The sequence below is a fragment of the Caballeronia sp. NK8 genome (assembly GCF_018408855.1).
Taxonomy (GTDB): Bacteria; Pseudomonadota; Gammaproteobacteria; order Burkholderiales; family Burkholderiaceae; genus Caballeronia.
In genome coordinates this window covers 2,935,317-2,947,463 of the sequence record NZ_AP024322.1, presented here as the reverse complement: position 1 = coordinate 2,947,463, position 12,147 = coordinate 2,935,317, and the positions used below count along the sequence as shown (strand labels likewise).

Below are 12,147 nucleotides of genomic sequence, written 5' to 3'. Positions count from 1 at the left end.
CCGCGCCGTCCGAACGGTAGCGCGGGCTCGCGCTCGCGCGCTCCCTTCCCCGCTACGCTCCACTGCGATGAACCAGACGCCATTGCCCATTACCGTGCTATCGGGATTCACCGGCGCGGGTAAGACCACACTCGTCGATGCCCTGCTCGCCAACGCCGCGGATGTACGCATCGGCGCCGTGACCTGCGGCAAGGCCGCGTCCGGCGCGGATCGCGAAACCACGGAACTGCCGAACGGCTGCCTGCTGCTGACGCTCGCCGACCGGTCGATGGAAGCGCTCGAAAGCGCGATTACATGGATCGCGCAACAGCAGCGTTTCGATGCGATCGTAGTCGAAGCGTCGGGCATCGCCGATCCGATGAGCATCGCCGAGCATCTCGCTTTCGGCGACGACGACGACGCGACGCTCGCCGGCCGCGCACATCTCGACACCTTCGTCACCATGATCGATGCCGCGAGCTTCATGCGCGACTACGCTTCCTCCGATTCGCTCGCCGAGCGCGGCCTGCATCACGAAGGCCACGATGAGGAAGACGGCAAGACGGTGGTCGAAACGCTCGTCGAGCAGATCGAATTCTGCGATGTCATCGTCATCAACAAGGTCGATCTCGCCAGCGCGGACGAAGTCGAAAAGGTCGAACGCATCCTGCACGGTCTCAATCCGCGCGCGCTTCAGTTGCGCGCGCAGTCGGGCAACGTCACACCGGCCGATGTGCTGAACACCAACCGCTTCGATTTCGATGCGACTGCGAGCGCGCCCGGCTGGCTCGCGATTCTCAACGGCGAACATCCGACGAGCGATGAACCGGATGCATTCGGCGTCGGCCATTTCGTGTATCGCGCGCGCCGCCCGTTTCATCCCGAACGCCTGTGGAACCTGTTGCATGAGGAATGGCCGGACGTGCTGCGCGCAAAAGGCTTCTTCTGGCTCGCGACGCGCAGCGAAGTCGGCGGTTCGCTATCGCAAGCGGGCGGCACACTGCGGCATGGTCCGGCGGGCGTGTGGTGGGCCGCGCAGGATCGCAGCGAATGGCCGACGGACGACCCCGAGCTCGAAGCGGAAATCGTCGCGGAATGGTATGGCGATCCGGACGACAACAGCATCGGCGATCGACGGCAGGAGCTGGTGCTGATCGGCCTGAATCTCGATCCCGCCGCGTGGCAGGATCGGTTCGATGCATGCCTTCTCACCGACGACGAGTGGGCGCTCGGCCCCGATGGCTGGCAACGCTTCGCCGATCCGTTCCCCGCATGGGACGTCGAGGATCACGATCATGAGCACGACCACGATCATGGTCCCGACTGCGATTGCGACGATCATCGGCATTGAGCAGACACAAGCCGCAGCCGAAAAAAAACCCGCCGAAGGCGGGTTATGACCAACTGGCTACCTTGGGTAGCCGCACAATCGGCAAGAAGCTTACCGCTTGTTCACTGCGTCCTTGAATGCCTTGCCAGCCGTAAACTTGACCGTCTTTGCGGCCGGAATCTTGATGGACTCGCCGGTCTTCGGATTGCGGCCGGTGCGCGCTGCGCGCTTTCCCGAGCCGAAGCTGCCGAAGCCGATCAACTGCACTGCGTCACCTTTCGAGACAGCCTTCTTGATCACTTCGAGCAACGTGTCCAGCGTTTCGCCGGTTTGAGCCTTGCTGGCGCCGGTCTGAGCGGCTACGGCGTCGATCAATTCCTGTTTGTTCATTAAGGTTCCTTTATCAGTTTAGGTTGACACGAACAGCGCGAACGCGCCGATTATACGTGCGCAAGCCGTGCAGTCGAGTAGGGACGGCCTTCTGGCATGCCCGCCCGACGAATCGGCGTTCTATCGCGCCATCACACCGGCGTTGCTCCACTTCGTCGCCTTCTCGCCGCCTCTATACGCGGCGCTTGGTATGATAGCGCAGCGCAAACCCAATCAGGACAAGGGTTTCAAAGATTTACCCTTATATTTTTGGGGCTCCCGGCGGTTTTTTTGGCGCAGCACATCTGGGTCCGATCCATGCTACGCGAGCTGATCATCGAATATGGCCTGCCGTTGGTTTTTGCCAACGTTCTGCTCGAGTGCCTCGGCTTGCCGCTCCCAGCCTTGCCCACATTGGTTTTGACGGGCGCCATCACGGTCTCGGTGAGCTTTGCATCGGGCGATGTGGCGGGCCTTGCAGCGGGCTTGCCGCAGCTCTTTCCATCTGCTGCAACAGGGCCGCTCGCGGCGATCGTCATCACGGCCAGCATCGCCGCGCTCATCGGCGATACGCTCTGGTTCTGGCTCGGACGCCGCCACGGCGGCCGCGTGCTCGGCTTCCTGTGCAAGCTCTCCATCTCGCGCGATACCTGCGTGAACCGCAGCCTCGACTTCTTCGGACGCTTCGGGGTTCGCATTCTCGCCGTATCGAAGTTCATACCCGGCTTGTCGACGCTCGCGATTCCCGTCGCGGGCGCGACCGGCATCGGCTTCGGCAGCTTTCTTTTTTATGACGCGCTCGGCGCGATCCTATGGTCCGGCATCGGCGTCGCGTTCGGCGCGATGTTCGCGGATCTCGTCGATAGCGCGCTCGCCTGGCTCGACCTGTTCGGGCGCGGCGTGATGGTGCTCGCCGTCATCGCGCTTGCGCTCTATCTCGCCATGCGCTGGTGGCAGCGCGTGTCGCTGTTGCGCAGGCTGCGCATGGCGCGCATCGATATCGCGATGTTGCGTGCGCTGCTCGAGCGCGAGCCGCCGCCGCTCGTCATCGACGTGCGCCGCCATGAACGTCGCGCGATGGATCCGTATGCCATCCCCGGCGCCCTGCTCCTGCATGACGACGCCGCGTCGCAACTCGCCGGCATCGCGCGCGACCGCAAGCTCGTGACCTACTGCGATTGTCCGAGCGAAGTCTCCGCCGCGCTCGCCGCGAAGGAACTGGCCGCGCATGGCTTCACCGATGTCGCGCCGCTGCTCGGCGGACTCGCGGCATGGCGCGCCGCGGGCTACGCACTCGAACCGCTGATGATCGAAGACGCCGCGAACGGCGCGGCGCGCGCTATCGCCAAGTCGTCTTCCGCCTGATGTGTCTTCACCTTTAGCATGACCGAATCCCTGCTTCTCGCTTCGCACGATCTTCCCGCGCGCTGGCGGCATCGACGCGTCTTCACTTTCGTCGATACGACATTCAGCGTCTTTGCTTCGCTCTGGCAGCGCTGGCGCGCCGACGAGCAACGGTGCGACCGGCTGCATGTCGTCGCTGTCGCGCCGCTTGCCGCGCTGGACGATCCGCCTTTCGCCGATGATCCAGCGCTCACCGCCGAACTCGCGCGCGCATGGCCGATGCGCGTGCCGGGTGTGCATCGGCTCGAATTCGACGATGGTCGCGTGGTGCTGACGCTCGCCATCGGCGACGACACGCAAGCGCTGTTGTCGAAACTCTGGCTGCGCGCCGACGCATTCCATGTCGATGCAACCGGCGACGCGCGCACGTTGTGCAAGACACTCGCGCGCTTCGCCGGCGACGGCGCGACGCTCAGCGCGAGCGCAGCCGACGCGCTTCATGCGCCATTGCGACGCGCGCTGGAAGCGTCGGGATTCGCGTGTTCATCGGCGGATACGGACACGCGGCTTATCGCGCGCTTCGCGCCGCGCTGGCGCGTGCGCCGTCACGGGCCGCCGCTTCCCTGCTCTACGAACCTGCGCGAAGCCATCGTGATCGGCGCGGGCCTCGCGGGTTGCGCGATGAGTTCGCGGCTCGCCGCGCGCGGCTGGCGCGTCACGTTGATCGATCGCCACGCGTTGCCCGCGCGCGATGCATCGGGCAATCCGGCGGGCGTATTTCATCCGATCGTCTGGCGCGACGACAGCGTCGCCGCACGCCTCACGCGCGCGGGCTTTCTCTACGCGTTACGCCGCTGGCAGTCGCTCGAAGGTGCGCGGCACGACCTCTTGCGCAGCGGCGCGGGCCTGCTTCAGATCGCCGACACCGCCGACGATGCCGACGCCCTCGCCTCCGCCATCGCGCGTTTCGCGTATCCATCGGACTATGTGCAGCCGATCACGCGCGACGATGCAGCGCGCCTCGCCGGCATCGATGTCGCGCGCGGCGGCTGGTTTTTTCCGCGCGGCGGTGCGATCTCGCCGGCCGCGGTCTGCGCGGCGCAACTCGCCGATGCGTCCGCGCACATCACGACGCGCATGCAGATCGACGTCACGCGCATCGCGCACGATGGCCAGTTCTGGCGCGCCTTCGACGCCAGCGGCGATGAGATCGCGCGCGCGCCGGTCATCGTGCTCGCGAATGCTCACGATGCCGCGCGGCTCGCCGGGCTGTACGGCGCACCGACACGCAGCGTGCGCGGCCAGCTTACCGTGCTCGATGCGGGCGCGCTCGATGCATTGCGCATGCCTGTGATCGGCGAAGGTTATGCGGTGCCGCTCGGCGCGCAGGGAACACTGATCGGCGCGACCTACGATATCGACGACCCCGACCGTGACATCCGCGACGCCGGCCATCGGGAGAATATCGAGCGCGTCGCGGGCATGTTGCCGGGTCTCGCGCTCACGCCGAAAACCGTGCGCGCGGGCCGGGTCGCGTTTCGCTGCGTGACGAGCGACCGCATGCCGATGATCGGCCAGCTCGCCGACGAAACCGCCGCGCGCCGCGAGGCGCATCGACTGTCGGGCGCGTGGCCGCTCGATCTGCCGCGCATGCCGGGCCTCTACGGCGCGTTCGCGTTCGGCTCGCGCGGTCTTGTCTGGGCGACGCTCGCGGCCGAGCTGATCGCCGCGCAGATCGAAGGCGAGCCGTGGCCCATCGAACGCGAACTGGCCGAAGCGATCGATCCAGCCCGTTTTTTGCTCCGCGCTTTGCGGCATGGAGAAATCGGCCCGGCGTAGTTGTCCCCGGCGTGCTGTGGATAACCCGTCGGAATGCATGCGAATGACATGTGCACGCGTTGTGCACGTAAACGGGACAACTCGAAGCCGCTTTGAATCGGCCGAAAGTTGTTCCACGTTGACCGCGCAGCGCCAACATGTTTACCACGCGCTTTTGCTTCTCTCAAATGATTGAATGAAAAGACGAAAGCCGTGTTATCCACAGGAGAGGCGGATGCTTGTTAACTGCTACTACGTATATATAAAGTAAACCTGTAAACACCTGACGGCGAGGCTATCGGCCGGCGGTAAACACATCATCCGGACGCCATCGCTCACGGCAACCGGTCAGCCTTGCCAATTCGGTCCGAGCAAGGCAGTCGCTTTTACTTCATAAGAATCATGAGCTTGGACTTTCTGTCAGGGGCTCCGAGGTATGGCACAATCGCGCTTCTTCCTGCGTCGCGCCGTTCAGACGGCGACCGCTTCAATGGAACGATGGTTGCGCGCCAAGAATCTGATCAACGAAGCCGCACCGTCGTTTGCTGTGTTCGGCCCGGCAATCAAGCGGGCGCCGCATGTACGACTCCTGTCACACGAATCCGGGATCTCCGGTGCGACATTGAGAACATGCACGGCGCATCGCTGCCAGCCGAATACGTCGTCTAATTCGTGCACGGCCTGTCCGTGACGCCGTGTTCGTTCGCTTTTCGTTTCGCCTGAATGAACCAGCGCTCGCCTTGACCCGGCGGATGCGCCTCGCCCGCGAGCGCGCGCCGTCGATGCGAGTCTCGTAACGGAACGTGCACGCTCTGCTGCAGCAACGAAGGAGAAGCCAATACGATGAATTCGGCATTTTCATTTTTGCCCGCGTGGCCGCTCGAACCCGACGCCATTTTGTGGGCCGGTCTCGCGCTCGTCACGGCGGGACTCGCCGGAGAGCTGCTATGGCGCGCATGGCGCCTGCCGCGCATCACCGGGTTCGCGGTGATCGGGCTGATCGCCGGCAACGCGGGGCTGGGCGTCATCGACTCCAGCGCGGGCGGTTTGTCACGGCCGTTGCTCGATGTCGCGCTCGGCTTGCTGCTGTTCGAACTGGGCGGGCGGCTCGATTTGCGATGGATCAGACGCAATCCATACTTGGTGCTTTCCAGCATCGCCGAAGCGACGCTCACGTTCGGCCTCGTGCTGATCGCGCTGATGCTGCTCAACGTGCCGACGATGCCCTCGGTCGTGATCGCCGCGATCGCCATGGCGACGTCGCCCGCGATGGTCATCCAGCTGAAGACGGAGTTGCGCGCGGAAGGCCAGGTGACGCAGCGACTCCTCACGCTCACCGCGCTCAACAGCATGTATGCGGTGATCGTCGAAAAGCTCGCGGCCGGCGTGCTGCACCAGGAAATCTACGGCAACGCGCTCGCGACGATTCTTCAGCCGCTCTATCTGCTGATCGGCTCGCTCGTGCTCGCGTTCCTGCTGGCGCGCGCGTGCAATCTGCTGGTCCGGCGTCTGCCCGCGAACGACGAGCATTCGTTCGTCGCGCTGTTCGGGCTCGTGCTGCTGGCCATCGCGGTGGCGCACCTCTTCAAGCTGTCGACGATTCTCGCGCTGCTCGCCGCCGGCATCATCGTGAAGAACGCGGATGAGCGGCCGCAGCTGTGGCCGTCGCACTTCGGTTCCGCAGGCTGGCTGCTGACCGTCATTCTGTTCGCGCTGACGCTGACGTCGTTCCAGTGGCGCGACATCGCGCTCGGCGGCGTCGCGGCGCTCGGGCTGATCGTCGCGCGCTTCATCGGCAAGCTCGCGGGCGTGCTGATCTTCGCGAAGCCGAGCGGACTGGACTGGAAGCAGGGCGCGGCGCTCGGCCTCGCGCTCACGCCGATGTCGGCGCTCGCGTACGTGCTCGTCGACGACATGTACGTGCTCTATCCGGACTACGATCCGACGCTGCGCGCGATCATCATGTGCTCGATCGTCGTGCTGCAGATCGTCTCGCCTTTCGTGGTGTACCGTAGCCTGTCGGCGGTGGGCGAGCGGCGCGAGTAAGCGCGCCCCTCCGCTCAGGCATTGATCATTCAAGAGGCGCCATGGCACTCGAACCCTTCATCAACTCAGAACCGTTCACGTTCGGCGTCGAGCTTGAGATCCAGGTCGTCAATACGCACGACTACGATCTGACTCGCGCCGCGTCGGACCTCATGCGTCTCATCAAGGACGAAAAGATTCCGGGCAACATCACGCCTGAAATCACCGAAAGCATGATCGAGCTGTCGACCGGCATCTGCACGACGCACGAGCAGGCCGTCACCGACCTTCGCAAGATCCGCGATACGCTCGTCGCCGCAGCGGACCAGCTCAACGTCGGCCTGGCCGGCGGCGGCACGCACGCGTTCCAGCAATGGAGCGATCGCCAGATTTACGACGCGCCGCGCTTTCAGTACATCTCGGAACTGTACGGCTACCTCGCCAAACAGTTCACGGTGTTCGGCCAGCATGTCCATATCGGCTGTCCCGATCCGAACAGCGCGCTGTTCCTGCTGCATTCGATGTCGCGCTATATCCCGCATTTCATCGCGCTTTCGGCGTCGTCGCCGTACATTCAGGGCGTCGATACGGGGTTCCACTCGGCGCGTCTGAATTCGGTTTTCGCGTTCCCGCTGTCGGGGCGCGCGCCGTTCGTGCTGACCTGGGACGGCTTCGAGGAATACTTCTCGAAGATGGTCAAAACGGGCGTCGTCAACAGCATGAAGGACTTCTACTGGGATATCCGGCCGAAGCCCGGTTTCGGCACGATCGAAGTGCGCGTGATGGATACGCCGCTGTCGGTCGACAGGGCCGCCGCGATCGCCTGCTACATCCAGACGCTGTCGCGCTATCTGCTGCTCGACAAGCCGCTCACGCCGCGCGAGGACGACTACCTCGTCTACACCTTCAACCGTTTCGAGGCGTGCCGCTTCGGGCTGGAAGGCACCTGCATCCATCCGCAGACGGGCGAGCGCCGGACCATCGGCGAGGACATTCTCGCGACGCTCGATCTGCTCGGCCCGCACGCCGAGGCGCTCGGCTCGCAGGCCGCCCTCGCGCAGGTGGCCGACATCGCGCGCGGCACGAACGATGCGACATGGCTGCGCGGTGTGGTGGACAAGGAAAAATCGCTGCATGAGGCAGTCAGGCAGCAATGTCTGGAATGGCGCCGATAACGCCGCGCTTACGCTGAGTGAAAGTTCGGCGAATCATGACGAAAGGCCGCTTCGACGCGAATCGAAGCGGCCTTTTTTTCTGGTCCGTATGAAACATTTGCATGACGCGCACCGTCGGAAGGAGAACTGATTCGGTGTCGCTACGGTTTACTTCAGAAAATCCGTATACATCCGTAATAGTAGTTAACAAGTCCCGTGCCTCGCTGTGGAAAACGTCAAAAATCTGTGCTGAGTCAACCAGCTAACAGGACGATAACCATGCGGGCTCTTTGTGCGTCGCGAGATGACATTCGGGACAACGGAAAGCCGCTTGACGAGACCTTATGTGTTATCAAGAATACGTCCACATACAAAGAACACGCTTTTCCACGGGTTATCCACAGTTCTGCGTGGATAATTAAGGTGTACGTTTGTTCTATGTCGCTTAGAATGGCGACTCTGCTGATAGGGCGTTATAGTCGGCAGGAAAACAGCGCCACTGGCAGCAACATAAGACGGCGCGTAACGAAGAGGGTAGCAACGTCCCCATTCAGGCACCGCTAATTGGGTTGGCACGCCTGAATTTTGAGACGGCGGGGACCGAGAACGAAGGGCAGCTCGCAAGGGGTTCGGAGTACATTCTGCGGGCGGCATTTCGAACGAGGTGTTCGCGGCGGTTGCGCGAACGGGCCGTCAGAACACATAAGCGGAACAACAAGCGAAAGACTATGAGTGAAGGCGTTTACGGAGAGCAGGCGACGGGGCGGGTGACCCACGGCCTGCTGCGGCTGAGCACGGCGATGCGCAGCCAGGCATGGGAATGGGCGGAAGGCGCGGGGCTGACGCCGACCCAGGGTGAAATTCTCGTTCTGCTGATGCAGCGCAAGGGGCCGATGCGCCTCGGCGAGATCGCGCGTGAAACGGCGCTGACCGCCGCCACGACGAGCGATGCGGTGAGCACGCTCGAAGGCAAGGGTCTCGTCGAGAAACGTCGCGCGCTCGACGACGGCCGCGCGCTCGCGGTGCGTCTGACGGCGCGTGGCCGCACGGCTGCGAAGAAAGCGCTGCAATGGCCGGACTTCCTCGCGAAGGCGGTCGGCACGCTGCGCCAGGACGAGCAGGTGGCGTTCTATCGCACGCTCCTGAAGACGATCCGTCAGCTCGAATCGCAGGAGCAGATTCCGGCGCATCGCATGTGCCTTACCTGCTCGCACTTCGAAGCGAGCAAGAATCCGAAGAAGACGCCGCATCACTGCGCGCTTCTGCACCTCGACATGGCGGATACCGATCTGCGTCTCGACTGTTCGGTATACGAAGAAGCCGACGTCGCCACGCAGAAGAAGAGCTGGAAAATCTTCGCCCAGCTCGCCTGAACGCGGTCGGTCGGTAGCATGCATTTGGCGTCATCCGGCGCTGTGAGGCCGCGGCGAGTCGGTTAGACTGTGCCCGTCGCGCCTCACCGCGAGGCGCGGCTCGTCACAACCCCGTTCCGAGAATGCCGCCGATGAAACATGAAGTCCTGGCGATTCGCCACGTCTATTTCGAAGATCTGGGCAGCCTCGAACACGTACTCGGCGATCGCGGCCACCTGGTGCGCTATCTGGACGTCGGGCGCGGCCGCATCGACGCGCCCAATCCTCTCGATCCCTCGCTGCTCGTCGTGCTCGGCGGGCCGATCGGCGCCTACGAGGACGCGCACTATCCGCATCTCGCGCCGCTGCTGTCGATGCTCGAAAAGCGCATCGCGGCGGGCTTGCCGACCATCGGAATCTGTCTGGGCTCGCAGCTGATCGCGCGGGCGCTCGGCGCGCGGGTGTATCCGTCGGGCCAGTTCGAGCTCGGCTGGTCGCCGCTCACGCTGACCGACGCGGGCCGCGCGTCCGCGCTGCGTCATCTCGAAGCCGATGGCGCGGCAGTGCCCGTCTTTCACTGGCACGGCGACACCTTCGACCTTCCCAAGGACGCGACGCTGCTCGCATCCACCGATGTCTGCGCGCATCAGGCGTTCGCCTGGGGCGATCACGTGCTCGCGCTGCAGTGCCATCCGGAAGTGCTCACGGAGCGCTTCGAGAGCTGGCTGGTCGCCTATCCCGGCGATATCGCGAGGAGCGGCACGACGGTCCCCGCGCTGCGCGAGGAAACCGCGCGTCACGGCGCGAATCTCGAACGCGCGGCGCGCGCGATGTTCGGCGAATGGCTCGACCGCTTCACCGTGTCGACGCGCTGACGTGTGATGGTATGAAGCATCGGGCGGCGGGCGTTCTGCACGCCGCGATTCGCGGTGCTATCCTCGATCGCTTCTCTCTTGCGACGAGCCACCGCCATGAGCGCGCTGTTCACTCCCACGACCCTCCGCAGTCTTCAGATCCCCAATCGCGTCTTCGTGTCGCCGATGTGTCAGTACTCCGCCGAGCGCGGCGAAGCCACGGCATGGCACATGATCCATCTCGGCCAGCTCGCGCTGTCGGGCGCGGGCATGCTGTTCATCGAGGCGACGGCTGTCGAGCCGGACGGCCGCATCACGCCAGGCGATCTCGGGCTGTGGGATGACGTCACCGAAGCCGCGCTGCGCCCGGTGCTCGCCGCGATCCGCCAGTATTCGAAGATCGCGGTGACGATGCAGTTGTCGCACGCGGGCCGCAAGGCATCGAGCCGCAAGCCGTGGGAAGGCGGGCAGCTGATCTCCGTCGCCGATGGCGGCTGGATGACCTTCGCGCCCTCCGCCGTGCCGCACAAGCCGGAAGAAACGCCGCCGCTCGCGCTCGACGCCGCCGGCCTGATTCGCGTGAAGGAAGCGTTCGTCGCGTCGGCGAAGCGTGCGGCGCGACTCGGCATCGACGGTATCGAGGTGCATTGCGCGCACGGTTATCTGCTGCATCAGTTCCTGTCGCCGCTCGCCAATCAACGCACCGACGAATACGGCGGCTCGCGCGAGAACCGCATGCGTTTCCCGCTCGAAATCTTCGATGCCGTGCGCGCTGCGTTTCCCGCCGACAAGCCCGTCGGCGTGCGCGTCTCCGCGACCGATTGGGTCGAGGGCGGATGGGGTATCGAAGACACGATCGCGTTCGCGTCGGAACTGAAGAAGCGCGGCGTCGACTGGGTCGATGTGTCGTCGGGCGGCGTATCGCCGTTGCAGAAGATTCCGTTGTCGTCGGGTTATCAGGTGCCGTTCGCGCAGGCCGTGAAGGAAGCGACGGGCGTGAACACCGTCGCAGTGGGTCTGATCACCGAGGCGAAGGAAGCGGAGGAAATCGTCGCGAGCGGCCAGGCCGATTACGTCGCGATGGCGCGCGCGATGCTCTACGATCCGCGCTGGCCGTGGCACGCGGCGGCCGAGCTCGGCGCGACCGTCACTGCGCCGCCGCAGTACTGGCGTTCGCAGCCGCGCGATCAGAAGAATCTCTTTGGAGAGATCACTATCGGGCAACGCTGAAAAGCTTCGAACATCATCCAGACGGTTGAGCTATCGCGCGCCGGGAGTGTAGGATACCGGTGTGTTGAGCGCGAGCGTTCAACCGAGCGAACGCGGCGCCTTCGAGGTCACCGCGTTTTTTTTCATCCCGATGTTCATCCCGATCGCGCGGGAGCGAAGCGTTATTTAAGGATTCGTTCGATGAGTTCACGCAGGGTCACCGTTCGCCGCTCCGGCGTGCATGGCAAGGGCGTGTTTGCCGTGAAGCGGATTGCCGCGGGCGAGCAGGTGATGGAATACAAAGGCGAGCGCATTTCGTGGAAGGAAGCGCTGCGCCGTCATCCCCACAATCCCGAAGAGCCGAACCACACGTTCTACTTCGCGCTCGACGATGGCCACGTGATCGACGGCAAGATCGACGGCAACAGCGCGAAGTACATCAATCACTCGTGCGCGCCGAACTGCGAGGCCGAGGAAGTCGAAGGCCGCGTGTTCATTCACGCGCTGCGCGCCATCGAACCGGACGAAGAGTTGAACTACGACTACGGACTCGTCATCGACGGCCGCATCACGAAGAAGCTCAAGAAGGAATACGAGTGCCGATGCGGCGCGAAGAAGTGCCGCGGCACGATGCTCGCGGTAAAGAAGGAAAAGGAAAAGAAGAAAAAGTAGGCCGCGTGCACCCGCTGCATCGATTCGAACGAGCCACGCAA

Annotated in this window: 10 protein-coding genes; 9 read left to right on the top strand and 1 reads right to left on the bottom strand. The window is 64.0% G+C overall.

The window, feature by feature from the left end; translation table 11 throughout:
- The first annotated feature begins 67 nt into the window (after positions 1–67).
- Positions 68–1,330, top strand: a complete 1,263-nt coding sequence (locus NK8_RS14080; RefSeq protein ID WP_213226690.1) for a GTP-binding protein — start codon at positions 68–70, stop codon at positions 1,328–1,330.
- Positions 1,331–1,420: 90 nt separating this feature from the next.
- Here NK8_RS14080 and NK8_RS14075 read toward each other — a convergent pair whose 3' ends face one another.
- Positions 1,421–1,699: an HU family DNA-binding protein gene (locus NK8_RS14075; protein ID WP_008352404.1), complete on the bottom strand. Its 279-nt coding sequence runs from the start codon at positions 1,697–1,699 to the stop codon at positions 1,421–1,423.
- Between the two features lie 297 nt (positions 1,700–1,996).
- On the opposite strand from NK8_RS14075, the gene NK8_RS14070 reads away from it, so the two are divergent.
- The 8 genes from NK8_RS14070 (at position 1,997) to NK8_RS14035 (ending at position 12,106) form a co-directional block, all read left to right on the top strand.
- The gene (locus NK8_RS14070) at positions 1,997–3,043 is read left to right on the top strand and encodes a VTT domain-containing protein (protein WP_162066653.1); all 1,047 of its coding nucleotides are present in this window, start codon (positions 1,997–1,999) and stop codon (positions 3,041–3,043) included.
- A gap of 18 nt (positions 3,044–3,061) precedes the next feature.
- Positions 3,062–4,861, top strand: coding sequence for a bifunctional tRNA (5-methylaminomethyl-2-thiouridine)(34)-methyltransferase MnmD/FAD-dependent 5-carboxymethylaminomethyl-2-thiouridine(34) oxidoreductase MnmC (gene mnmC / locus NK8_RS14065; protein WP_213226689.1), 1,800 nt, complete (start codon positions 3,062–3,064; stop codon positions 4,859–4,861).
- An 822-nt stretch (positions 4,862–5,683) separates the two neighbouring features.
- On the top strand, positions 5,684–6,886 hold the full coding sequence (locus NK8_RS14060) for a cation:proton antiporter (protein ID WP_162066651.1): 1,203 nt from the start codon (positions 5,684–5,686) through the stop codon (positions 6,884–6,886).
- Between the two features lie 41 nt (positions 6,887–6,927).
- Entirely contained in the window at positions 6,928–8,040 is a 1,113-nt protein-coding gene (locus tag NK8_RS14055; protein ID WP_162066650.1) for a YbdK family carboxylate-amine ligase, read from the top strand.
- A 707-nt stretch (positions 8,041–8,747) separates the two neighbouring features.
- Positions 8,748–9,392, top strand: a complete 645-nt coding sequence (locus tag NK8_RS14050) for a MarR family winged helix-turn-helix transcriptional regulator (RefSeq protein WP_162066649.1) — start codon at positions 8,748–8,750, stop codon at positions 9,390–9,392.
- 131 nt (positions 9,393–9,523) lie between these two features.
- The gene (locus NK8_RS14045; protein WP_213226688.1) at positions 9,524–10,246 is read left to right on the top strand and encodes a glutamine amidotransferase; all 723 of its coding nucleotides are present in this window, start codon (positions 9,524–9,526) and stop codon (positions 10,244–10,246) included.
- Positions 10,247–10,342: 96 nt separating this feature from the next.
- Positions 10,343–11,455 (top strand): NADH:flavin oxidoreductase/NADH oxidase, encoded by a 1,113-nt coding sequence (locus NK8_RS14040; RefSeq protein WP_162066647.1) that lies wholly within the window; start codon positions 10,343–10,345, stop codon positions 11,453–11,455.
- 180 nt (positions 11,456–11,635) lie between these two features.
- The gene (locus NK8_RS14035) at positions 11,636–12,106 is read left to right on the top strand and encodes an SET domain-containing protein (RefSeq protein WP_162066646.1); all 471 of its coding nucleotides are present in this window, start codon (positions 11,636–11,638) and stop codon (positions 12,104–12,106) included.
- Positions 12,107–12,147: the final 41 nt, after the last annotated feature.